This is a genomic window from Kitasatospora griseola (genome assembly GCF_014648555.1).
GTDB classification, from domain to species: domain Bacteria; phylum Actinomycetota; class Actinomycetes; order Streptomycetales; family Streptomycetaceae; genus Kitasatospora; species Kitasatospora griseola.
Map to the genome: position 1 here is coordinate 119,025 of NZ_BMRI01000016.1, position 22,932 is coordinate 141,956.

At 68.2% G+C, this 22,932-nt stretch carries 22 protein-coding genes and 2 pseudogenes; 8 read left to right on the forward strand and 16 right to left on the reverse strand.

Going from position 1 to position 22,932, the window contains the following annotated elements:
* Nucleotide 1 precedes the first annotated feature (1 nt).
* The 11 genes from IEZ12_RS21435 to IEZ12_RS21490 all read right to left on the reverse strand — a co-directional run bounded on the left by IEZ12_RS21435 (nt 2) and on the right by IEZ12_RS21490 (nt 12,470).
* The gene (locus IEZ12_RS21435) at nt 2-1,063 is read right to left on the reverse strand and encodes a hydroxymethylglutaryl-coenzyme A reductase family protein (RefSeq protein ID WP_189273702.1); all 1,062 of its coding nucleotides are present in this window, start codon (nt 1,061-1,063) and stop codon (nt 2-4) included.
* The gene (gene fni / locus IEZ12_RS21440; protein WP_189273704.1) at nt 1,060-2,154 is read right to left on the reverse strand and encodes a type 2 isopentenyl-diphosphate Delta-isomerase; all 1,095 of its coding nucleotides are present in this window, start codon (nt 2,152-2,154) and stop codon (nt 1,060-1,062) included. Before fni ends, IEZ12_RS21435 begins: the two co-directional genes overlap by 4 nt.
* Nucleotides 2,151-3,239 (reverse strand): phosphomevalonate kinase, encoded by a 1,089-nt coding sequence (locus tag IEZ12_RS21445; RefSeq protein ID WP_229847747.1) that lies wholly within the window; start codon nt 3,237-3,239, stop codon nt 2,151-2,153. The genes fni and IEZ12_RS21445 overlap by 4 nt, the downstream gene beginning before the upstream one ends.
* Nucleotides 3,236-4,282 carry a diphosphomevalonate decarboxylase gene (gene mvaD, locus IEZ12_RS21450; protein ID WP_189273708.1) on the reverse strand — a complete coding sequence of 349 codons (1,047 nt, stop codon included), beginning with the start codon at nt 4,280-4,282 and terminating at the stop codon, nt 3,236-3,238. The genes IEZ12_RS21445 and mvaD overlap by 4 nt, the downstream gene beginning before the upstream one ends.
* A complete protein-coding gene (gene mvk, locus IEZ12_RS21455; RefSeq protein WP_229847748.1) occupies nt 4,272-5,276 on the reverse strand; it encodes a mevalonate kinase in 1,005 nt (334 codons plus the stop codon). Before mvk ends, mvaD begins: the two co-directional genes overlap by 11 nt.
* Nucleotides 5,277-5,355: 79 nt before the next feature.
* A complete protein-coding gene (locus IEZ12_RS21460) occupies nt 5,356-6,402 on the reverse strand; it encodes a polyprenyl synthetase family protein (RefSeq protein ID WP_229847749.1) in 1,047 nt (348 codons plus the stop codon).
* A gap of 643 nt (nt 6,403-7,045) precedes the next feature.
* Nucleotides 7,046-7,258, reverse strand: coding sequence for a ferredoxin (locus IEZ12_RS21470; protein WP_043911625.1), 213 nt, complete (start codon nt 7,256-7,258; stop codon nt 7,046-7,048).
* Nucleotides 7,251-8,699: a cytochrome P450 gene (locus IEZ12_RS21475; protein WP_308431059.1), complete on the reverse strand. Its 1,449-nt coding sequence runs from the start codon at nt 8,697-8,699 to the stop codon at nt 7,251-7,253. The genes IEZ12_RS21470 and IEZ12_RS21475 overlap by 8 nt, the downstream gene beginning before the upstream one ends.
* 63 nt (nt 8,700-8,762) lie before the next feature.
* Nucleotides 8,763-9,698 carry a terpentetriene synthase gene (gene cyc2, locus IEZ12_RS21480; protein WP_189273714.1) on the reverse strand — a complete coding sequence of 312 codons (936 nt, stop codon included), beginning with the start codon at nt 9,696-9,698 and terminating at the stop codon, nt 8,763-8,765.
* A complete protein-coding gene (locus IEZ12_RS21485) occupies nt 9,698-11,227 on the reverse strand; it encodes a prenyltransferase/squalene oxidase repeat-containing protein (protein ID WP_189273716.1) in 1,530 nt (509 codons plus the stop codon). Before IEZ12_RS21485 ends, cyc2 begins: the two co-directional genes overlap by 1 nt.
* Nucleotides 11,220-12,470: a cytochrome P450 gene (locus IEZ12_RS21490; protein WP_189273718.1), complete on the reverse strand. Its 1,251-nt coding sequence runs from the start codon at nt 12,468-12,470 to the stop codon at nt 11,220-11,222. The genes IEZ12_RS21485 and IEZ12_RS21490 overlap by 8 nt, the downstream gene beginning before the upstream one ends.
* 527 nt (nt 12,471-12,997) lie before the next feature.
* On the opposite strand from IEZ12_RS21490, the gene IEZ12_RS21495 reads away from it, so the two are divergent.
* Complete coding sequence (locus tag IEZ12_RS21495) at nt 12,998-13,510, forward strand: DinB family protein (RefSeq protein ID WP_189273720.1); 513 nt, start codon at nt 12,998-13,000, stop codon at nt 13,508-13,510.
* A 52-nt stretch (nt 13,511-13,562) separates the two neighbouring features.
* Here the strand turns inward: IEZ12_RS21495 and IEZ12_RS21500 are convergent, their stop codons facing one another.
* Nucleotides 13,563-14,990: an MFS transporter gene (locus tag IEZ12_RS21500; RefSeq protein WP_189273722.1), complete on the reverse strand. Its 1,428-nt coding sequence runs from the start codon at nt 14,988-14,990 to the stop codon at nt 13,563-13,565.
* A gap of 476 nt (nt 14,991-15,466) precedes the next feature.
* On the opposite strand from IEZ12_RS21500, the pseudogene IEZ12_RS40840 reads away from it, so the two are divergent.
* Nucleotides 15,467-15,613 (forward strand): annotated as a pseudogene (locus tag IEZ12_RS40840) (IS630 family transposase); the annotation flags it as partial.
* Here IEZ12_RS40840 and IEZ12_RS21505 read toward each other — a convergent pair.
* From IEZ12_RS21505 to IEZ12_RS21520, 4 genes and pseudogenes are all read right to left on the reverse strand, one after another.
* Nucleotides 15,594-16,136 (reverse strand): annotated as a pseudogene (locus tag IEZ12_RS21505) (5'-3' exonuclease); the annotation flags it as partial. The pseudogenes IEZ12_RS40840 and IEZ12_RS21505 sit on opposite strands and share 20 nt — an antisense overlap.
* Complete coding sequence (locus IEZ12_RS21510) at nt 16,126-16,722, reverse strand: hypothetical protein (RefSeq protein WP_189273727.1); 597 nt, start codon at nt 16,720-16,722, stop codon at nt 16,126-16,128. The pseudogene IEZ12_RS21505 and the gene IEZ12_RS21510, both read right to left, overlap by 11 nt.
* Nucleotides 16,723-16,948: 226 nt before the next feature.
* Complete coding sequence (locus IEZ12_RS21515; RefSeq protein WP_373295507.1) at nt 16,949-17,476, reverse strand: GNAT family N-acetyltransferase; 528 nt, start codon at nt 17,474-17,476, stop codon at nt 16,949-16,951.
* A complete protein-coding gene (locus IEZ12_RS21520; RefSeq protein ID WP_189273729.1) occupies nt 17,473-18,735 on the reverse strand; it encodes a helix-turn-helix domain-containing protein in 1,263 nt (420 codons plus the stop codon). The genes IEZ12_RS21515 and IEZ12_RS21520 overlap by 4 nt, the downstream gene beginning before the upstream one ends.
* 243 nt (nt 18,736-18,978) lie before the next feature.
* Between IEZ12_RS21520 and IEZ12_RS21525 the strand changes: the two genes are divergently transcribed.
* The 6 genes from IEZ12_RS21525 to IEZ12_RS21550 all read left to right on the forward strand — a co-directional run bounded on the left by IEZ12_RS21525 (nt 18,979) and on the right by IEZ12_RS21550 (nt 22,433).
* On the forward strand, nt 18,979-19,431 hold the full coding sequence (locus tag IEZ12_RS21525; protein WP_189273731.1) for an ATP-binding protein: 453 nt from the start codon (nt 18,979-18,981) through the stop codon (nt 19,429-19,431).
* Nucleotides 19,428-19,613: a hypothetical protein gene (locus IEZ12_RS21530; RefSeq protein ID WP_189273733.1), complete on the forward strand. Its 186-nt coding sequence runs from the start codon at nt 19,428-19,430 to the stop codon at nt 19,611-19,613. Before IEZ12_RS21525 ends, IEZ12_RS21530 begins: the two co-directional genes overlap by 4 nt.
* Before the next feature lie 20 nt (nt 19,614-19,633).
* Nucleotides 19,634-20,776 carry a cyclophane-forming radical SAM peptide maturase AmcB gene (gene amcB / locus IEZ12_RS21535; protein ID WP_189273735.1) on the forward strand — a complete coding sequence of 381 codons (1,143 nt, stop codon included), beginning with the start codon at nt 19,634-19,636 and terminating at the stop codon, nt 20,774-20,776.
* Nucleotides 20,773-20,937 (forward strand): multiple cyclophane-containing RiPP AmcA, encoded by a 165-nt coding sequence (gene amcA / locus IEZ12_RS21540; RefSeq protein ID WP_189273737.1) that lies wholly within the window; start codon nt 20,773-20,775, stop codon nt 20,935-20,937. Before amcB ends, amcA begins: the two co-directional genes overlap by 4 nt.
* Nucleotides 20,938-21,004: 67 nt before the next feature.
* On the forward strand, nt 21,005-21,694 hold the full coding sequence (locus tag IEZ12_RS21545; RefSeq protein WP_189273739.1) for a pentapeptide repeat-containing protein: 690 nt from the start codon (nt 21,005-21,007) through the stop codon (nt 21,692-21,694).
* A 22-nt stretch (nt 21,695-21,716) separates the two neighbouring features.
* On the forward strand, nt 21,717-22,433 hold the full coding sequence (locus IEZ12_RS21550) for a hypothetical protein (RefSeq protein WP_189273741.1): 717 nt from the start codon (nt 21,717-21,719) through the stop codon (nt 22,431-22,433).
* Nucleotides 22,434-22,932 lie beyond the last annotated feature (499 nt).

Below are 22,932 nucleotides of genomic sequence, written 5' to 3' on the forward strand. Positions count from 1 at the left end.
TCTAGACACCTGCCTTCGCGGTCTTGTGGCCTCGTTCCAGTTGGACATGCGCACGCATCAGTTCGCCGGGGTTGGTCTGCGCCGCGAGCAGCGACAGCTCCCCGCAGAGCACCGTGGCCGCCGCGATGACGGCGAGCCGGCGGGCGTTCTCGCCAGGCTCGCGGGACGCACGGCAGCCGAGCCGGTTCAGGTTGGTCTCCACGAAGCCCAGGCCCTTGCCGTTGCCGACCGTGCCGACGATGAGGTTCGGCAGTGTGCAGGCGAAGTAGAGGTCGCCGTCGCGGTCCTCGGCCGTGACGACGCCCTGGGAGCCCTCGACGATGTTCGCCGCGTCCTGACCGGTTGCCAGATAGAACGCGAGCAGCATGTTCGCGTAGTGGGCGTTCGCCGATCGGATGCCGCCTGCGAGAAGGGTCCCGAGCAGGTTCTTGCGGAGGTTCAGCTCGGCGATCTTCGCGGCGCTGGTGTTCAGGACGTCGGCCACCACGTCACGCGGCACGAGCAGCTCGGTGACGACGTTCTTGCCGCGGCCCAGGATGCCGTTGATGGCGGTGGCCTTCTTGTCCGTGCAGTAGTTCCCGGAGATCGACCCGTAGGAGATGCCGGGAATCGTTTCCAGCAGGTGTTGGAGGAGCACGTCGGAAGCCAGGGTCGCCATGTTGTGCCCGGAGGCGTCACCGGTGCTGAACTCGAACCGGACGAACAGCAGGTTTCCGGTGATCTCATGCCGGATGCCGATCAGCTGGGCGAACCGGCTGCAGCCGCGGACCAGCTCGCGCAGCTCGTCGATGCGGGCCTCGATGGTCCGTGCCGCGGAGAGTGCGGTGAGCGCGTCGGTCGCCTCGACGAGCACGGAACGGGTCATGCGCTCGTCGACGAGCGTGGCGACGATGCCCTTCTCGGTCAGCCGGGACACCTTCGCGCCGCGGCCGACCGAAGGCCAGAGCGGAGACTCGTAGGTGGCCAGCGGCACCTGGGTTTCGATGGTGGCGACGTTTCCCGAGATGCGGACGGGCCCCACCCACCTCATCGGGACGCCGGCGGTGGCGTGCGCTTCGGTCATCGTGTGATTCCTGTCATCTCGGAACGGATGTCGGCGGAGCTGCTGCGCTGGGCGAACCGCCGGATGTCTATGCCCCGGTCCGTGCAGAAGGACCGGAGCGGGCCGTGGATCAGCACGTCGCAGCGGGTGAGGTCGGCGGGGGTCCGCGCACCGAGCATGGTCTGCAGCGCGGCGAGCTGGTCCAGCCAGGTGGAGATCTGTGCGATCAGGGCGGATACGCCCCCGTCGATCAGCGTGCGCAGGAATACGCCCGAGGAGCCCACGGCGCCGGCGCCGAGCGCGAGCGCGCGGGCGACGTCGAGCGGGTTGCGGATCCCACCGGAGGCCAGCAGGGGGAAGCCGACGTCCTGAGCGTCCAGCAGACAGGCCGGGGTGGACTGTCCCCAGCCGTGCAGGAAGGCGTAGTCGCCCAGGGCGCGCCGGCTGTTCTCGATCCGGGCGAAGTCGGTGCCGCCGCGGCCGCTGACGTCGGCGACCCGTACCCCCAGATCCGGCAGCGCCAGGAGGGTCTGCCTGCTGAGCCCGTTGCCGACCTCCTTGACGATCACCGGGACGTCGACGGCCGCCGTGATGTTCGCGATCTGGGCCGGCCACGACCCGAACGACCGGTCGCCTTCCGGCATGGGCGTCTCCTGCGCCGTGTTCAGGTGGATCTGCAGGGCGTTCGCCTCGATCAGGTCGACGGCACGGCGGGCATTGTCGACGGACGCGGTCGCGTTGACGTTCGCCATCACGAAACCGTCGGGGTTCTCGGTGCGCAGCACGCGGAAGGTGTCCGCGCAGGAGGGGTCCCTGAAATAGGCGTGCATGGACCCGGACGCGATGGCGGCGCCGGTCTCCCGGGCGGCGATGGCCAGGTCCCGGTTGATGGCGCCGGTCTTGGTGCTGCCGCCCGTCATCGCGTTGATGTACAGCGGCAGTCGCCAGGTGATGCCGGCGAACGTCGTGGCCAGGCGGACGTCCGGCCGGTCGATTCCGGCGAGGGCGTGGTGGACGAACGACACGTCGTCGAACTGGTTGCGTCCGCTGTGCGCGCGCTGCTGCTCCGTGGCGAGCCGGACATGGTCGTCCTTGCGCTGGGCACTGCTCATTCCTCGACTCCTTCCGTGGCGGGAGACACCGGTAGCGGCAGCACCCCGGCCGCGGCCCATCGCCTGTGCAACGGTGAGCGGTCGTGGCGGGCCTCGGCGTCCAGCAGCGCGATGCCGCAGTCGCCGCCCCCGGCTCCCGAGGGCTTGGCGGCGCCTCCGAGGCGTTCGGCGATGGCGCAGAGGGCCGTCAGTTCGGGGGTGAAGATGCCGAGGCCGACCTCGTCGTCGAGGCGGACCATCTCGTGACGGGCCCGCCGGACCTGCCGCAACAGGCCCTCGGTATCGCCGCCCTCCAGCGCGATGACTGCGGCGTGCACGAGCTCGCCGGTCGCCGCGACGTATTTCCGGTACGCGGGGCTGCCCCGCCAGGTGCGCCGCTGCAGGTCTGTCAGGAGGGACGTGGTGGACACGGGGTTGCCGGTCCAGCCGACTTCAAGGCAGAGGTTCCGGGGCGGCGACAGCCGTCGTACGGAGAAGCCCGGCCACGGCGCCCGGAGTGCCTCTTCGACTCCCTGACGGCGGGTCAAGTCGAGTACGACGCCCCGGTCGGGCGCCCGGTAGGCGATCCAACCGCCCCAGGTGCTGGTGGCGATGTCTCCACCGGATCCCTTGGGGTCGATGTGGGCGGAGGCGATCAGCGCCGTCCGGAAGCGTTCTTCGGCGGTGAGTTCCAGTCCGCAATGGGCTGCGACGGCACTGACCGTCGCCACGGTCACCGCGCCGCTGGAGCCCAGTCCGAGCTTCCGGCCGTCCTCGTGCAGCGTGCTGCTGATCGACACCGCCAACGGCGGGACGGACCGGCCGCGTTCGGCCAGGAGGCGGGCCACGGTCTCGACCGCCGCCACCACATGAGGTGTGCCCGTATCGCCTGTCAGCCGCCCGTCCTGCCACGGGTGGTGCACCGGGCCGGCTCCGATGTCGGAGGAGACGACGACACCGGGTGCGGCGCCGTCGGACACGGTGACGGTGACGTACCGGTCAACTGCCACCAGGATCGCCTGGTTGCCCGGTTCCACCACCGCGTATTCACCCGCGACGAAGAGCTTGCCCGGAGCGCGCCGGGTCACCGTGCGCGGGCCGGTCACCGGCATTCCTCCGCCACCAGGCGGGCGCCCCGCCCCGGACCGGCGATGTGCACCGCTCCGACCGGGGCGGCGGCGCGCAGGGCTTTCGCGACCCGCTCGGCGTCCGAACGTGGGCAGAGCACCTTCACGTTGGGACCGGCGTCTATCGTCGCGTAGGCCGGCACGCCGTCCCGCCGCAACTGCAGAACGCCGTCGAGGACGGCGAGCGAGGCAGGTGACAGGTAGCGCACGGCGGGGCGTGCGGCCAGCATGGTGGCGTGCATGCCGAGGGCGTTGCGCTCCGCGATCTCGCCCACCGCCGGCAGGTCGCCGCGGGCGAGCGCGGCTCGCATGTCCGCCAGGTCGGCCCGGCTGGACACCGCCCACGGCTCGTACAGCGGTGAGGTGTCCACGGTCCTCCGCATGGCCTCCCGGCTGGACACCGCCTTGGGGGCGGAGCTGACCACCGCGACCACCAGCGCCGGCTCCAGGTCCACGACCGGCACCGGTTCGGCGTACGAGCTGAGATCGGCCTCCTCGGGAGTGCCGCCGGCGTGGCCGGCGTGCCATACGGCGAACCCGTCGAAGATCGACCGAGAGGCCGACCCGGAGCCGCGTCTGGCCAGCCGGGACAGGCCCCGTGCGTCGAGACCGAGCCCGTACGCCGCGGCGGCGGCGACGGCGAGGGCAGCGAAACCGCTGGCCGAAGAGGCCAGGCCGGCCCCGGTGGGGACGGTGTTCTCCGTGTCGACGTGAGCCCGTTCGGTGCGCCCCGACCGCTCCCGCACCAGCCGGAGGAATGCGGTGATGCGCCGCTCGGCCTCTCCCGTCGCGGGCTCGCCGTTGAAGGCCACCGTGTCCTGCCCGGCGCCGGGTGCGAGCTGGACACGGGTGGTCGTCGGGAAGATGTCCAGAGTCATCGACAGGCTGTCGGTACGGGGCAGGACCAGGTGCTCGTCCTTCTTGCCCCAGTACTTGATCAGCGCGATGTTCGGCTGGGCAACGGCTGTCGCGATGTCCGTCCGCTGCGCGGACAGCAGGGCGGACGGTTGTTCAGCACTCATGAGTGGACCTCCTCAGCTGTACGGCCCACGTGCGTACGGCACCGGCAGCGTGCAGCTGCCGGGCCACTTCCCCGGCCCGCTCCGGGCGGGACATCGCGAGAACGCAACCGCCCAGACCACCACCGGTGATCTTGGCGCCCAGGCTGCCGGCCTGCAGCGCGGCATCCACCAGCGCATCGATCCGGTCGGTGCTCAAACCCGCCCCGCGCAGCAGGCCGTGATACTCGGTCAGGCACGATCCGAATGCCTCGGGTTCGCCCTCGGCGAGGGAGGCCCTGGCATCGTCGACGAGTTGCGCGGCACGGCGCATGAACCGTTCCTCCTTTCCGGTCCCGGCCCGGAATCCGGCGCGAAGCAGCTCGATCGCCTCCTTGGTGCTCCCTGCGGTTCCGCTGTCCGCGACGACGAACAGTGCGTCGCAGCCGATGTCCAGCGCCTGTGCCGTGCCCGCCTGGAAGAGGAGCGGGGCGGTGGCCCCGACGGTCATGGCGTCGACGCCGCTGGCCCGGCCGTGCGTCAGGTTCTCGGCCTCCTGCACCAGGTCGAACACCTCGCCTTCGGTCAGCTCCCGGCCGACGAGGTCGGCCAGGGCGAGGATGATCGCTCGTGCGTTCGCGGCGCTGGAGCCGAGCCCGCGGCCGGGTGGAATCGCCCCGTCGAGGCTGACGTCGAGGTGTTGTCCGCCGGTCACTCCCATGTGCGCCTTGAACGCGGCTGTCAGACGTCGCAGACCGTCCAAGGCCTGCGCCGTGACCGCGCGGGAAGCCGACCCGGTCATGGTGAAGGTCGGACCGCCCCGGCTCTCGGCGGATTGGCCGGACCATCCTGCGCTTGCCGTGACCGCGAGTTGGGGAATGGGCATCGCGAGCGCAGGGGTCCCGTACACGACCGCGTGTTCTCCCAGCAGAATGGCCTTGGCATGAGCGCGACCGGTACCGACGGCGCGAGCCCGGTGGGCCTTCGAGCCCTCCTCCACCGAGGTCGGAAGGGTCAACGCACTCAGCTCCCCATGTCGTTGCCGCGGTGAGACCGCATCGTCAGGAATCCAGGAATGTGCTAGGCGGAACGTTTCTTCAGTGGTTCCTGAAAGCGACATAGTCGGCCATCGCCAGCAGCGGCCGGCGTTGCTCCTCGGTGAGGCCCAAAGCCTCCAGCTGATCCGCCGCACCCCTCCTGTGCCGGTCGATCTCGGCTTCCGTCCACGCGCGTCCGCCGGCCGACTCGATCAGCTTGGCGGCGCGGTCGGCCATCTCGTCGGTCAGCGGCTCCGCGCCGCGGTAGATCGCGGCCAACTCCTCGGCGGCTGCGCCGGTGCCGTTCATCGCCGCGGCCACCGGGATGCTCTTCTTCCTGTTCCGCAGATCGGAACCGGCCGGCTTGCCGGTGGCCGCGGGGTCGCCCCAGATGCCCAGGACGTCATCCACCAGCTGGAACGCCATCCCCAGATGCCATCCGAACCTGGCCAGGCGCTCACGAGCCTCGGCCCCGCCCCCGGAGAGTCCCGCACCCAGCTCGCAGGCGCAGCTCAGCAGCGCGGCGGTCTTCGCCTCGGAGACGGCCAGCGCCTCCTCCAGCGAGATGGTCGTGCGGTGCTCGAACGCCACATCCGCCATCTGCCCTTCGGCGAGCGTCGCGATCGTCTCGGTGAGCAGCTTGGTGGCCCAGGTCCGGTGCTCGGAGTCGCCCTCCAGGATCGCGCAGCCACGCGCGAGCAGAACGTCGCCGGCCAGGATCGCGGCCGGGACACCCAACGTGGCCCAGACAGTGGGGCGTCCTCTGCGCTTGAGATCACCGTCCATGACGTCGTCGTGGAGCAGGGAGAAGTTGTGCACCAACTCGACCGCGACGGCGCCACACACCGCCCGCTGGACATCGCCCCCGCAGGCCTCCGCCGCGAGGACGGTCAGGGCCGCGCGAATCATCTTGCCGCTGCCCTGGTCCGTCGGCTGCCCCGCCAGGTCCAGCCAGCCGAAGTGGTAACCGACGATCGGGCGTATTCGGCTGCCGAGCGTCTCAATCGTGGCGCGCAGTGCAGGTGTGGCGATTCCGGCTGCCCGCAAGGTGTGGTTGCGGCCCGCATCGACTGCGCTCTCCAGTGTTTCGGCGGTATCGGTGTACAAGAAGTGCCCCTTTGCCGTGGAATGGACAGGACGATGCGGCGAAGATCCGCGGGGGTAACGGTGTCTCCTGGATCCGGCCCGGCCGGCCCGGCGTCGAGCTCGGGCCGGCCGGACCTCGGATCCAGGTCGCGCTAGGGCGTGGCGAAAGTGCTGGTCACAGCCACTCGTTGATGGCTGCGACCAGCACGGTCGCCTCGTAACGGACGGCGAGCTTCTCGTAGCGAGTCGCCACGGCCCGGTGGCGCTTGAGCCTGTTGATCCCGCGCTCCACCGCGTGGCGTTCCTTTGCCGCGTCTGCGCAGGCAGGTGCGGTTCGCGCGGGAGCCGTACGCCTTGTCGGCGCGGACCTTGTCCGGCCGGGTTCGCGGCCGGCCTCGACCGATGCGGGAAACCCGGATGCCCTCCGAGACCGGCTGGAACTGCGGGCTGTCATGCCGCTGACCAGCAGCGACAGTGGCTTTTGTCCATGCTCGACCGCACCGTGTGCCGTCGATCAGCTGCCGCCGGGTCCACACCGGTGGACGGCCCGGCTTTTCGCCCGGCGGCAGCAGCGGTTCAAGCCGGGCCCACTGGTCGTTCGTCGGATCCCCACGCCCTACGGCAGGCGATCACTCACGACCAGGATCGGCTTTCGCCGCACGTCCTAGTCCGGGCGATGCCAGGACAACGCCCCGGAGGGGCACTTCTCGACCGCTTCCTGCACCTCTTCGTTCGTGGCGAGGTCGGCCGTCGGGGCGTCCGGGAGCAGTTCCACGTACCCCTCGATGTCCTGCCCGAAGTAGTCGGCGGCAGAGATCAGGCACTGCCCGGAGCCCACGCACAGGTCGCGGTCGACCCGCACCTCGAGGTCACTCATCGTGCGCTCCGCTCTCCGTCCGCTTGGTGAACAGGAACTCCAGGTCCTTCGGGGAGAGCGTGATCGTCGCGTTCATCTTCGGCTCCGAGTAGTCGCTGAGCGCGAAGTCCCACTGGTGGACCATCATGGCCAGGCAGTAGGTCGCCTCCAGCACCGCCACGCTTTCGCCGAGGCAGCGGTACGCGCCGAACCCGAACGGCATGAACGCGGACGCCGTGACCTCGGTACCGTCCTTGTCCAGCCAGCGGTCGGGGTCGAACTCGTCGCCGTGCGGGAAGTTCCGTTCGTCCCGCTGCTGTCCGTAGTGCGAGTACAGGATCGCGGCGTCCTTCGGAATGGCGTAGCCGCCCAGCGTCGTGTCCACCGACGCCTGCCGCGAGAGGAGGTACGAGGACGGGTACATGCGCAGCGCCTCGAACAGCACCCGCTTGAGCGCCGGCAGGTCGTGCCGACCGATCTCGATGTCCAGCCAGTCACGGTCCTTGACCAGCGCGTCGATCTCCGCCCGGCATTCGGCGAAGATCCGCGGGTGCCGGGCCAGTTCGTAGCAGGCCCAGCTGATGGTGTTCGCCGTGGTCTCCGTCGACGCCAGCAGGATCGTCGCCGCCTGGTCACGGACCTCGGTCCGGTCGAACTTCTCGCCGGTCTCCGGGTCGGTCGCGTTGATCAGCATGTCGAGGAGGCCGGCTTCCTCACCGGCTCCGTTGCGGAACTTGTCGTCGATGACCGAGTACATGTACTCGTTGAAGGCGTTGAGCAGCCTTTCGAAGTCCCGGTTCGACTTCGTCGGCAGGTGCTTGTAGATGCCGGTCACATCGACGGCCTGGATCGCGGCGTTCTCGACGAAGACCGGGACGGCCTCGCGCACGAGTCGCAGGACCTCCGGCGGGGTCTTCTCGCCGAGCATGGTCGAGGTCACGATGTCGCAGCCGACTCCCATGACCGGCCCCATCAGGTCATAGGGCCGCCGTTCGGGCACCGCGGCGACGAATTCGGACATGATCTTCCGCATCACGGGGAGATGCATGGCCAGCCGGCGCTGGCTGAACGACGGGAGCATGATCCGTCGTTGCCGCCGGTGCAGGTCACCGGAGGTCGTGACCACACCGTTCCCGACCATGTTCCGCATCTTCTTGAAGTGGATGCCGCGCACGAACTTGTCCGCGTCACTCACCAGGATCTGGGCGAGCAGCTCGTAGTCGTTGACGAAGTACGCGGTCTTCGGGCCCAGCTTGACCCGCGTCACCGGGCCTGCGTTGCGCACCGTTTCGATGAACTCGAAACGGGACCGCAGGATCATCGGCAGATGCCCGAGCACCGGAACGCCACCCGGAGCCAGGCCGGGACGCCTGCCCGGAGTCGTAGCGGTTCTGGGGGTGGTGACGGAGCCGGTGACGCTGGAAGAGGTGGCAGTGCTCATCGCTAGTAGGTTTCCCTTCATCCGTACACCGAGGGCGAGGAGAGACAGCCCTCTCTGTGGGGGGTCGATGGCGCGACTTGCTGCTCAGCGGTAGCGGTTTGTCTCCGTCGGCCAGGTCGCCGCTGCGTAGATCAGCGGTCGATGGCACGCGAGGTAGTCGAGCAACTCCTGTGCATGGCTGCCGAGATGGCCGCTGCGCTTGATGGATTCCTCGATGCAGTCCAGGTCGGTGATCGCCTGCACGCAGTCGTCGCGAACGTGGGCCAGCGCGGTGCTCTCGTCGTAGCCGGCGTGGTCCATCAGGATCCGCACCGCATTCGACTTGTCGACCGCCTTCTTCTCCCGGCCCCACGAGTAGTAGTCGTTCGACAGACAGCCGAACCGCACCACCACATCGTCGATCGCTCGTCGGACGGGGTCGTCACGCAGCGCTGCGAAACTGCGGCCGCCGTTGATCCACTTGTCCAGAACGACCTGGACGTCCATCGTGCAGTAGCCGCGGCGGAAGCTCAGATACGTCGCCAAGGACGTCTTCTTGGTGTATTCGTTCCATACCCCTTCCCACTTCATCGCCGTGATGGCGCGCTTGATTTCGTGGCCGATCTCGTCCGCTGCTTCCGCGCCGAGCGCTGCGTCGAGCCGGGACATCGTTGTCCGTACCAGCTCGAAGAAGGGGTCCGACAGACGGGGCCCGGCAGTTCGCCAGGTGTCCACGACCTCGGTGACCCCGTCGAACCACTCGCCCGGAGCCAGCCGCCCGCCGTCCTCCTGGACGTAGTCCCACCGGTCGTCGTTGACGATGAGGCAGGCCGTCCACAGCGAAGCCGCCAGCAAGGTTTCGGCATCCGCATCGGGATAGACCAGCGCCGCGGCCCCCACGATCCTCGAGTGCCCGGAAATCACGGCGTAGTCGGATTCCTGGAGTTCGAGCGCAGCGATGATGGAGCTGTAGGCCGATTCGGCCTCCGCCGAATTCGGGTTCCGCCGGCCTTCGTGCTCGAACTCGATCGCGTCGGGCATCAGTACCTGCCCACGACGGCACGGCCGCACATCACCGTCACGTCGACGATCCGGAAAGGCGTGTACAGGTCCTTGCCCATCCACAGCGGGGGATTCTCCCTGGACTCGTCCTTGAAGAAGTCCTTGGCCCTGGATATCGCTGCCGCACACTCCTCGGCGCCCTCGCCGCCATGGCTCGCGAACAGGTCGAGCGCCAGCACCGCGTAGGCCGTTTCCTCGGGTGACGGCTCCGCCATTCCCCAGCCGCCCGAATCCGTCTGATGCCGAAGCAGCCATTCCCTGGCGCGACGCAGCGAATCCAGCTGCGGTTCATCCTGCTTCCGGGCGTCGAGCAGGGCTTCGACACATGCCGCCGTGGAATAGTACGGCGAGACATTCCATTTGTCGTACCAGCAGCCGTCCTCGGTCTGCTGGGAGATCACCCACTCGGCACATGCGTCCTCGATGGCACCGTATTCCGTGATGCCACGGCGCATCCTGAGATGATTGAGGTACTCGAGGGCGTGTGCGTTCACGGTCTCCGAGGGCGTTTGCTCCGCCGGATACGAAACGAAGTGGTCCTCGGCCCAGAACTTCATCAGGATTTCCGGGTGAGTGGGGGCGCCGAGTTTGTCGCCGGCGAGATTGGCGTAGGCCGTGTCGTCTCCGTCGGGCGGCAGACCCGGCCCGCCACCGATGCCCGAATCGCTGAATCCGGCGGCAATCTCTTCGATGATTTCCCTGGGGATCGGCACGTCCGGGAAGTACTTGAGCACCAGGTTGAGCACCCAGAGCACCTCGAAGTACGGCATGGAGCTTCCCATCGGGATCGCTCCGCCGTAGCGGCTCTGCGCTTCATCGAGATAGGCGCGAGTCGATGCCCCGGCGTCCGTCCCCACAGCCGACACCCAGGCCGCTGTGGACGACGGAGAACACGTCACCGCACCGTCCGCGGCGGGCGTTACCGTCGCCGCGAACTGTTTCGGCAGCGGATGGAACGCCTCAAGTGTGTGCCATGCCGTCTTCGGGATGGCCTGCCCCTGGGCGATCCGGTCGCTCAACTGGCGCCACAGCTCAGGCTTCGCGCCCGGCGGACCGGGAAACTCCTGCTCGTGCCCGGCCTTGCCGGCTGCAGCCGGGCGGTGGCGCTGCAGCACCTCGCTCAGCAGATCGATCAGGCTGGGCACGATGATCTCGGATGCCACGGTGTCGGGCAGCCTCGGCAGCCCGCCCTCACCGAGCGCCAGCTCCCAGAGCTTTTCGCAGGCCCGCGCCACAGCGTCCGTCACTCCGGCCCGGTCGGCGTATTCCGGCCGCGAGGACAGACCCGCCACCGCGCCCAGCGTCGGTACGAGCTCGAACCCGACCGACCCCCACAGGCCGTCCGGTCGCTGCGTCGCGAGCAAGTAGTCGATCTGCGGTGTGCCCACGTCCGCACGCTCGGATATCCGCAGGAACTGTCCGGTCTCGTACGGCGAAGGGCTGAACTTCGTTACCGGGTCGGCAGCGCGGTCCTTCAACAGGGCCGCTATCCGATCGGCGTCACTCATCGCCGGCACCGCTTCCGCCGACACCCCGCAGATTGACGGGGAGCGTCTTCAAGCGTCGGCTGATGAGCAGCACCGGCTGCCAGTCAGGAGTTTCATATCCGGGATTGACGTCAGGGAAGCGGTCCAACAGAATCCTGAAGAATTCGTCCGCCTCCATCCGTGCGAGCGCCGCGCCGAGGCAGTAGAACATGCCGGTGGCGAAAGCGAGATGGTCGTTCGGACGCCGGGTGGCATCCAAGCGGTCCGGGTCCTCGAATACCCGCGGGTCGCGGTTTCCCGCCATCAGCGCCAGGAGGAACTGCTGCCCCGCCTCGAATTGATGACCAGCCACCTCGACAGGCTCGGTACTGACCCGTGAGATCACCGAAGCCGGTCCGGCGAGCCGGAGCATCTCCTCGACCGCACCCGGCATCAGGTCGGGATCGGACTTCAGCAGCTCCAGCTGATCAGGGTGATCGAAGAGCTGGACCAGGCCACTGGTGATCAGTCCGCCGGTGGTCTCGTGCCCGGAGAAGAGCAGCATCACGCAGTTGGAGAGGATCTCCGCCTCGCTCACGAGGCCCTCGCGCTCGGCGGCGACGAACATGCTGATCAGGTCGTCCTTGGGCTCCGCCCGGCGCTCCTTGACCACCTCCAGGACGAAGTCCTGCATCGCCAGCAGGCTCCGCTGGCACTCCATGAGCCGGTCATAGCTGACGATTTCGGCGATCGCCCCGATGTCGGCCGACCAGGCGAGCAGTTGCGCCCTGTTGTCCATGGGCACGCCGAGCATCTCGGCGATGACGCACGCGGGCAGCGGATACGCGATGTCGGAAACGATGTCCATGCGTCCGGCCGGCTCCACCGCGTCCAGCAGTTCGTGCGACAGCTGCCGCACGCGCGGACGCATCCGATCGATCATGGCCGGGGTGAAGTAGCGCTTCAGCAACCCGATGAACCGCTGATGATCCGCGGGAACGGTGTGCCCCATCCACTTCTTGACGGCGCTGCTCAGCGGCTCCAATTCCTCTTGCTGTTCGGGGCTGAGCAGCCGTATGCCCTGTGTCAGGTTGGCCGGGGCCATGCGGTGGTCTTTCAGCACTCGGACGATATCGGCATGTCGAGTGAGAAAAGCTGCGTCCATGACCGGAACCCAGGCAATTGGGGTCTTCTCGCGTAACTCATGGAGCTCTGGAATGCGGTCCACGTACTTGCCGGACGAGATCAGTTCGTACCTGGGAAACTTGGTCTCTAAGTCAGCCATCTAGCGCATCTCTCCAGTCGCTGATAGTGCAACTTTCATGAACGACAGCCCGGTGGTACTGATACGCAGCACTCTAGGCGTCATGACGTGTCACAGTCAAGCTCAACTGGACGTTCTGGCAAGGGCTTTGACGGCGCATCACTCTCGGATCTGGCCGGCGTCCTCGGCGAAGGTGACGTCCTTGGTCGAGTGGACGGCGTTCTCGGTGATCCAGTGGCTGCGGGCCCAGGAAGCGATCTCGGCGGGGGACGCCTGGTGGGCGGGCAGGACGCTGGTCAGGAGGGGCGGCTACACGTTCCGCTGCTCGCCGACCGCGAGGCCGAAGCCGCCGCGGTTCGATCAAGTCAGGACGTGCCGTCAACCTGCCACGTCCGCATCGGGGGTGATGCGAGAGAGCGAGCGGCTGCTGACAGGTTTCGGTTGCTGTCGTGGCGGATCGCCACCCGTCTGCGCTGGACAACTGTTCGCCCTGCCGACAGGCCCTGTCAGCCGAGGGATTCGGCCGACGGTCACCGATACTTGGTCGGGTGAGCACCGCCGAACGCCCGGTACCGCCCTTGAACGCCGACGAGCGCACCACGCTCGAGAGCTGGCTCGACTTCCACCGCGCCACGCTCGCCATGAAGTGCGAAGGCCTGGACGACGAGCAGGCCGCCGTCGCGTCAGTGCCGCCGTCCGGCTTCACACTGATCGGCCTGGTCCAGCACATGGCGGAGGTGGAGCGGAACTGGTTCCGCCGGGTGCTCACCGGAGAACAAGTCCCACCCATCTACGACCCGCAGGCTGACCCGGACGGCCCCGACGGCGGTTTCGAACTGGGCGAGGGCGTTACTCTGCGCGACACTCTCGCCACGTGGCAGGCGGAAGTCGTCCGCGCCCGCGAGCACTCCGTCGGCCGTGCGCTGTCCAACACCGGCCGATTCATGGACCAGGACGTCAGCCTCCGCTGGATCTACGTCCACATGATCGAGGAGTACGCCCGTCACAACGGGCACGCCGACCTGGTCCGGGAACGCATCGACGGCGCCACCGGCGTGTAGAGCCGGTCGGACGGTGCTCGCCCCGCCGGCCCTCCGCGCATCGCCCGACCGGTCAGGTGTCCGCCGACTGCCTGTGCCGGATACCGAACGCCGCCGCGATGCCGCAGGCGGCGAAGACGGCCGCGCCGGCGAATGCCATGGCCATTCCGTCGACCAGGAGTCCGTGCGGGAGGACACGTGCGTGGCCGGTCGCGAAACCGAAGACGGTGATGAGCACGGCGAGCCCGACCGACGAGCCCACCTCCTGCATGGTCTGCAGGACACCGCCGGCCGCGCCGGCGTCCTGCGCCTCCACAGTCGACATGATCGCCACGTTGGCCGTGGCGAACGTGAACCCGATGCCCATGCCCAGCAGCAGCATCGGTACGAGCAGACCGGACAGGTACCCACTGTCGGTGGACAGTTGGGTAAGGCAGACCATGCCGGTGGCGATCAGCGAGGTACCGATGACCATGAGCCATTTCGTTCCGAGCCGGGGCAGCAGCCGGGCGGTCAGGCGACTGGTGACGACCAGGCCGAGTGCCATGGGCAGAAACGCGAATCCGGTGACGAGCGCATTCCATCCGAGCACGTTCTGCAGGAACTGGGTGAGGAAGAAGAAGGTCGAGATCATCGCCATCGCCATCAGGAACGTGATCACATAGGCTGCGGCACGGTCACGGTCGGCGAACACTCGCAGCGGCATCAGAGGTTGCCCGGTGCGCGACTCGATGGCCAGGAACGCTGCGACGAGAACCAGCCCGGTGCCCAGCGCGGCGATGGTCGGCCCATCGCTCCAACCCCGCTCGGCGGCCCGTAGAAGCCCGAAAATCAGTGCCGCGACACCACCGGTCGCGGTGATCGCGCCCGGCAGGTCGAGCCGTGCCGCATGACGGGTCGGGGCGGGCACCAATCGCGGGGTCAACAGGGCGATCGCGAGCCCGATCGGCACATTGATGAACATGGCCGCCCGCCAGGACAGCCAGTCGGTGAACAGACCGCCGACGATCAACCCGATCGGAAAACCCCCACTGGCGATCGCGGAGAACCAGGCGAGGGACCAGTGCCGATCCTCTTCCTTGGTGAAGGTAGTAGTGATGAGCGCAAGCGCGTTCGGTCCGGCGGCGGCGGCGCCGATCGCCTGGACAACCCTGGCGATCACCAGCGCAGAGGCCGAGTCGACGAGGCCGGCGGCCAGCGAGGCGCTCGTGAACACAGCGACTCCCGCCACGAACACCCGGCGTCGACCGAACAGGTCACCGGCCCGCCCGCCCAGCAGCAGCAGGCACCCGAAAACCAGAATGTAGGCGTTCACGACCCAGGAGAGACCGGTGGAGGTGAAGCCGAGATCGTTTTGAATATGTGGTAACGCCACATTCAGCACGGTGGCGTCGATGACCAGCATCAGCTGGCAGGTAACCAGCATCAGCAGCACCGGGATCCGCCGGAAAGTCGGTTCCGACGTGCGTGGCAAGTCAGCAGCAGAGAGCTGATCTGTCATGGGGTACCTCCAGGGTTGTCACGAGGACTGGGGGAATCTCCTTGAGCCGGCTTCATGCCGAGCTCTTGAGTGGGGCCGAGCCTACGGACCGGTCTTTGCGCTTTCAAAGCAAGCAACGAGTTTTCGACATCTTTGCCGATCACCCCGCAGGTAGTCGGGTGAACGCCCCGGCCCGGTACGACCTGCCTTCAGGCGTGTGCTCGTACTCTGCGCACCTGCACGTCCGCTCCCTCCTCGGGATCCTCGCTGACTTCGCCGGTGTTATTCGCGATGGCTGGAAAACACGTCAGCGGGCCCGGCGAACAATAGGCTCACCGCCCCGGTTGCCCGGGCTGCGGCGCGGAACCCGGCATGTGCCGGAATTGTGCGGATCGCGTGCCGCCGGGTGCGGCTCACGAGGAGCCTGTGGTTACTGGGGCGGAATTCGTGGAGTCGTAGCGGCTGACGGCTCGTCGCCCGTGCGGTATCACCGGGGCATGCGGTATCCACAAAGGGGCGAGCTGACCGCCGAACGGCAGCAGTTCCGCGAGGAGTTACGGCTGAATGCGGCCGGGAGATTCGCCCAGGGCGAGGCGAGCTCGGTGATCGCCAAGGACCTGCGAGTCAGCGTCCGTCCGGTGCAGCCGTCCGGTTCCGTTCTCGGCGGGTGTCGGCGAGCGTGTCGAGGAGGCGGGTCAGGGAGGTGCCGAGGCCCCAGCGGTCGGCGAGCTGGTCGAGGGCCATCGGGTCGCGCGGTTCGTGGGGCAACTGCGGGTCGAAGACGGGGAGTTGGATGTCGGTGGCGACGCGGACGACGGTGGGGGCGACGTCCAGATAGGGGGCCGCTTCGAGGAGGTTCTTGCGGCGGGCCGGGGTGAGCTTGGAGGCCGGGTCGGCGGCGGCGGCCCGGACGGCCGCCAAGTCGCCGTAGGTCTGGATCAGTTGGGTGGCGGTCTTCTCGCCGATGCCCTTCACGCCCGGCAGGCCGTCGCTGGCGTCGCCGCGCAGGGCCGCGAGGTCGGCGTAGGAGGAGCCGGGGACGCCGTACTTCTCCAACAGGGCCGCGTCGTCCATGCGCTGGGCCGCGCCGATGCCCTTCGCCGGGTACAGCACCGTCACGGCGCGGGCGTCGTCGACCAGTTGGAACAGGTCCCGGTCACGGGAAACAAAAGTTTCCCAACACGCGAAACCGGGTCTGACCTGCGAGGATTCGGACATGCTCAGAGCCGTTGTCGGTGCACGCGTCAGCGTGGTCAAGGGGGCCGAGAAGGTCTCGCACCTGGTGCGAGAGGGACTTCGCGGACCTATTCAACGACCAGAGTGTGTCTTCGGAGATACCGAAGCCGTGCACCCGCGGGTCTGCGAGCTCGTTGGTGACGAGCCGCAGCAGGGATGCGAGGTCCGGTGCGGTCTTGGCGAACTCGTCCAGGGCCGGCCCGAGGCGGTCGAGGAGTTCGGTCTGGGCCTCGGCGATCATCTCGCCGAGGTCGGCCTTGGTGAGATCACCCAGGCCCTCCAGCGCGTCGAGGCCGTCGGCCTCCCTGGCGCTCTTCCAGCGGATCAGCAGCTTGACCGGGAACTCGGCACTGCGCGGGCCATCGATCACCTTGTGGTGCGGGGTGCACAGCAGGATCAGATTGGAGAACTGGTTGCGCTCGTCGACCGACCAGGTCGGGTCGAACCGCGGACCGTTCTCCTCGAAGGCTCGAATGTGGGCGATCTGGAGGTTCTGAACGGGCTCACCATCGACCATCCGGATGGTCGGCTCACCGCAGTCTGGCCAGTAGCAGGCGCCGCGAGCCAGGGTAAGGAGTCCGGCGATCGTACCGCTGCCGTAGCTACGGCGTGGCTTCGAAGTCACCTTGAGAAACCAATCGTTGACGGTCAGTCATTCAACGGTAGCCGTCACGTACGACAACGGGGGCAGCTTTCCCGAGTCCGAGCGGGCACTGGTTTCGGGTCCGCCGATCTGGGCGCTGTCAGAGCGGACGGATCATCGCGGTGAGCCGGGGTGAGTCAGGCGAGGGTTGCTGGCTGTTGAAGGCCTGGTAGCCCCAGGCCTCGTACAGGGCCTGGACCTTGCCGTCCCCGGCGAGCGGATTGACCATCAGGGTGACGCGATCCTCGGTGCGGTGGGCGAGGAGTTCGTCGTGGATGCGGCGGGCGGTACCGGTACCGCGCCAGGGGATGCTGACGCCGATCTCCTTGATGGCCAGCACAGGGGTGTCGGTGAAGCCGTCGGGCAGCGGTTCGGTCATGCGCTTCCAGTACCGGTCGTCGGCGTCGGCGGTGTTGCCGTAGGCGTAGCCGATCGGGACGTCGCTGTCGTAGCCGAGGACGAGCTCAAAGCCGGGCTCGGTGGCGTGCCTGTCGAGGCGCTCGGCGAATGTCTGGACGCGGTAGTTGGCCAGGTGCAGCAGGGGCGCCCGCACGTCGGCGTAGACGTCCAGCAGGTCCTGGCGGGCCCGCACGGTGAGGTTGGTGTGGTGGCGGAGTTCGATCGTCACGCGGTGGTCCTCCTGGTGTTGTGTGCGTACTCGGCCCAGGTGCGGGCCAGGTTGCTGCCAGCGGCCAGGTCGCCCAGCTTTGTGCCGAAGACGTTCAGCATCCCGGTGACGCGGGGGTGGGCGGAGACCTCCGCCGGAACCGACATGGCGGTGGCGACAGCGGGTTCGAGGTCGCCCTGGCCGAGCTGGGCGTGGGCGAGGCGGACCGTGGTGATCGCGTGTGAGCGCTGCATGGCGCCTCGGCGAAGCGCCATGCAGCGGTGCGCGTGAGCTTCTGCTTCCTCCCAACTGCCGGCCGACAGGTAGGCGGCCAGGGCCAGGGAGTCGAGTTCGGCCTGGTCGTAGAAGGCTGTTATCCACAGTGGGCGGGAGGCACCGGAGTCGGCTCGGTCAAGGGCCTCTTGGGCGTGCCCGAGAGAGCGTCGTACGGCATTGGTGTCGCCGGTCAGGCCGTGGATGGCCGCGTGGCGGGCGTGTCCGAGGGAGGCGAACAACGGGTCGCGCCGGGCGATGGGCAGGTTGCGGGCCACGTCGTTGGCCGCGAGCGCGTCGCCGGGCCGGCCGAGATGCCGGTAGAGGCTGCCGGCATGGGACCAGATGCGGAACTGGATGGACGAGTCACCGGACATGGCTGCCAGGGAGGCAGCCTTCTGGTGGTGCTGGAGAGCGACGTCGAAGCGGCGGCCGTCGATGGCGGCCCACATCGCGCTCGACATGAAGGAGGCCGCGCTGGCGTACAGCTGAGCCCTGATCCGCTGGGTGGCGGTGCCGCGTTCCTGCAGGGCGAGGGCTTCGTCGGCCAGCTGGCCCGCCCTGGTCTCGATGCTGAGGCGACCGCCGTGGCGGTGGTCGCTGGCGACGACCTCGGCGAAGCGGGCTTGCAACTGTTGGACGTCGCCGATCCCGATCCGACGTGGTCCGGCCGCGACGCCCGTGAGTGCGGCTACGGCGGTGCCTCCAGCGGCTGCTACGAAGTCGCGTCGCCTCACGTCTTCCTCCGATGTGCTGCTTCGGGCTCGTCCTGAGGGGACGAAGCCCAGTTCCTCGGGCGGGCAGTCGAATACTGCCGTGAGTGCAAGGCGGATCTTCGCCGGCGGCCAGCGGGTCTGACCAGTCAGCCAGTTGTGGACCGTGCGCTCTGACACCGTGCCGAGCTTCCCGGTGAGGATCTTGACCTCGGCGTTCACTTCGCGGGCTAACTCTGCCTTCGTCATGCGGCGTTCGGCCATCCGGAGGCGGAGTGCAACGTTGGCCACCATGCGGTCAACGTAGCTGCGGTGTGACGTGGTGTGCAGGGGGTCGGGTAATGAGACGGTCAAGTTTTCCGGCCGGGCGCGGACCAGAGGCACTCGCACTTTGCCTCACTGCCCCGTAGCTGACGGTCGTTCACTGGTTACGCGAGGTCGTCCCCTCTCGGGGACGACATCCGGTGTCAGGCCCGATCTGTGTTCCGAGCCTGGCACCGGTCAACCCTCAACCACACTCCAACTAGGAGTTCCGCCATGGCCATCACTGCTGGCGTGCCTTCGCGAGCCGAGCCAACGGCCGCCGTGACTGCAGCCATCAGCGGTACCGAGTCGGTCGGCGTGGATCTGCCTTACCGGGCCGAGTCCGTGTCTGCCGCTCGTCGGCTGGTGCGCGTGCAGCTTGCGGTCTGGGGCCTGGAGCACTTGGTCGAGGACGCCCAGGTGATCGTTTCGGAGCTGGCGACCAACGCGGCCAAGACCGGGTGCCGGCTGCGGATGCGAGTCGAGATCGAACGGCTCACCGAGAAGGCAGTCCAGATCCGTGTCACCGACGGCTGCCGCGTCCTGCCGGTCATGGTCAAGGCCGACGGGGAGGACGAGGGCGGCCGGGGTATCGCTCTGGTCCACCATCTCACCGGCGGTCGTTGGGGCGCTGACCAACTGCCGGACGGCAAGACCGTCCACGCCGAACTGGGAGCTGTGGCATGAGCGCCCAGCACCGCGGCCCCGACTGTGACCTGCTGGGCGACGCCATGAAAGCCCTGGTGGTGTCCGGCCACCTCGTCGTGCTCGGTCTGCTCGGCTACCTGGTCGAGCACCAACCGCCCCAGTACCAGCCGCTCACTGCGGCTAGCGCGCCGGACACTGACCTGGGCGCCGAATCCCTCTGACCGAGTGAGGAGCCAGCACGATGCAGACCTTGGCCCGCTACCGGCGCCGCATCGCCCGCCGTCCGAACACGGTGGTCGTGCAACCCGACGGCTTCTGCAATCTGAACTGCACCTACTGCTACCTGCCCGACCGAGGCCGGCGCACACCGATGCCGGTGGCGGTCGCTGAGGCGGTGGCCCGCTCGATTGCCGAGTTCGCCGACACCACGACCTCCGCACCCATCGAGGTTTTGTGGCACGCGGGCGAGCCGCTGGCCGTGGGGCGGCAGCGGTTGGCCGAGCTGCTGGCCCCGTTCGAGCCGCTGCGGCAGGCCGGCCTGGTCGAGCACTCGGTGCAGACCAACGCGGTGTTGATCAACCCGGCCTGGTGCGACTTCCTGACCGAGTACGGGTTCCGGATCGGGGTGAGCATCGACGGCCCGGCCGCCCTCAACCGTCAGCGCGTCGACTGGGCCAGACGCCCGGCCTTCGACCGGATCATGAAGGGCATCGGCTGCCTTCGGGACCACGAGGTCCGGTTCTCCGCGATCGCAGTCGTCAGCACCGAGAGCATCCTCAACCCGGAAGGGCTGCTGGACTTCATGGTGGGCCTGGGCTGCCACAGCGTCGGGCTGAACATGGAGGAGACCGAGGGCGTCAACACCGGCCGGGCGGTGCCCACCGTCGAACAGGCCCGCGAGTTCTGGCGCCGCACCATCGCCTGGTCGAGGCGACACCGCGAGCTGACCGTTCGCGAGGTCGACCGGCTCGGCAGCTACCTGCGGTCCGCCCGTACGGCGGGTCTGGCAGCGTGGGAGGACGCGCTGATCGACCCGATCCCCACCGTCTCCGCTGCCGGGGACGTGGTCCTGCTCTCGCCCGAACTGGCGGGCATCAGCGACCCGGCATACAACGACTTCCGGGCCGGCAACGTCCTGGAGCTGACCATCGGCTCCATGCTGGACCGCGCGCATCACCTGCGGTACGTGCGCGAGTTCCTGATCGGCCTGGACGAGTGCGAGGCCCGGTGCGAGTTCTTCGGCTTCTGCCGGGGAGCCCAGGCCGGCAATCGCTACTTCGAGAACGGGCGCCTGGACACCACCGAAACCACCTACTGCCGCGTGTCCAGGCAGGCCCTCGTCACCGCACTGTCCGATACCGTCCGAGAGGAGCAAGCAGCATGACCATCCTCGAACTGCTGGCCGTCACCGATTCCCCCGTGGTTGCCGACCTGACGTCCAGTCACCCGGTCGCGGTCGCCAAGTTCGACAACCGACCGACCTGGGACAACGTCGGCTCGTCGTTCGACAACCGGCCCACCTGGGACAACAAGACCAGCAAGTAGCAACACCTGAGCACCCGGGCCCGCACCGCGCGGTGCGGGCCCGGCCCGACAGAGCGGAGCCCCACCCGTGGACAGCATCACCTTCGGCCGCGTAACCGTCACCCTGCCGACCCTGGACGAGCCTGGCCTGTACCTGTCCAACGTCGCATCCCTGGACTCCGCCCGGGGCATCTTCCAGGACTTCCAGTACGGCGACACCGACCTGCGAGACCTGGACCTGTCCGACACCAGCCTCATCACCGGCCGCGTCAGGGGGCTGCGGGCCGATCGCGTCCAGCTCGACAAGGTCCGCCTGGACTCCGTCGAGTTTGACACCTGCGACCTCGCCACCGCCCGCATCGCCGACAGCAAGCTGTCCCGCGTCGTCTTCCGCAACTGCAAGATCATGGGTGCCAGCCTCACCGGCGTGGCCCTGGACAACGTGCTCTTCGAGAACTGCAAGCTCGACTATGCGAGCTTCGAGCAGGTCCGGGCCACCGGGCCGGTCGCGTTCTCCAAATGCGTGCTCACCGAAGCATCTTTCACCGGCTGCGACCTGACTGGGGCGGTCCTGGACGCGTGCACGTTGCGGCTGGCCGAGTTCGGGCGGGGCAAGTACCAGGGCTTGGACCTGCGCGGCAACGACCTGACCTCGCTGCGGGGCGTCGCCCACCTTGCCAAAGTGGTCATCGATCGGGCTCAGCAATCGGAACTCGCCGAAGCCCTGATCGCGGAGCTGGACGTGACCTTCGGCGACACCCTGAACCAGCGCCGGTGACCCGAACCGGGAGGAGCCCGGATTGAACCTCGCCATCGCCCACACCGACCCCGCCGCCCTCATCGCCCGTTGCGAGACCACCGGGGTCCGCATCGCCGGCAGCGAGCCGGAGTACGAGTCAGGGGCCGTCCTTCCGGCCGGTCCCTGGCAACCACTGACGGCTGCCCTGGCCGCACGGCTCAAGCCAAGGGCCCAGACCGCCGACAACACGCTGGTGGAGCTGGTCAAGCTCTCCGTCGGCCCGGTGCCCGCGAGCCTAGCGGCTTTGGCCGACCCGCTCGGGGATCCGGACGCCGTGCACCTCGGCCAGGCCGCCAGCCCCGCCAAGGCGCTGACCACCACTCCCAACTACCAGGACGGCCGCCGCATCGGACTGCACGTCGACAACTGGGACCGCCTGGACTACCAGTCCAAGCACACCGGCCGACGGCGCCTGTGCTTCAACCTCGGCCCCGGCACCCGCTACCTCCTGCTCGCCGACCTCGACATCCGCACCATCTGCCGCACCCTCTACGCCGACCCCGCGAGTCGCTACCCCCACACCGACGACCTGCGGGCCTACGTCGCGGGCCGGCAGCCGCTGCGAGTTTTTCGCATCCGGCTGGCCCCGGGCGAGGGCTACATCGCCCCGACTGAACTGCTGCCCCACGACGGCTCGACCGAGGACCAACCCGAGCTGTCCACGGCAGCGTTCTGGCTCGGCCATTGGCCGCGCGGCATCCTCCGCTCTGCGGTCTGACCGTGGGTGAACGGAACCGGGTAGGCCGGGGCATGCGCTTTCCTGGACGGGCGCCGAGTGCTGCTGCGTAAGTTGGCCGCTATGCGGCGTAGGTGACTCCGTCGAACGTGAACGCCCCGTTGCGCGAGATCGGTACGGCGATGGGCTCCGCGACGCCGGTCGTGGAGTCGACCACTCCGAAGCCCATCGCCGGGCGGAAAGACGAGGCTGTCGATGGTGCAGTGCGGCGAAGCGTTCCGATCTCGAAGCCCCAGAGAGTCTCGGCCGTCGGATCGTCAGCCGGGATCTCTCCGATCAGTGCGAGTCCGCTGGTTCCGCTGCAGATGATGGAGTGTCCGAACCCGCGAGCGAGCAGGATGGCAAGTGCGCGTGTTCGTCCAGCACGCCTCCGCCCGCTACACCAGCACCACCATCCTGGACACCGAGCGCCGCCTGGTCGAGGCCGCCACCACCCGCGCGACCGGTGGCCTGACCTCGGCGTTCGTCGGCGCCGCGATCG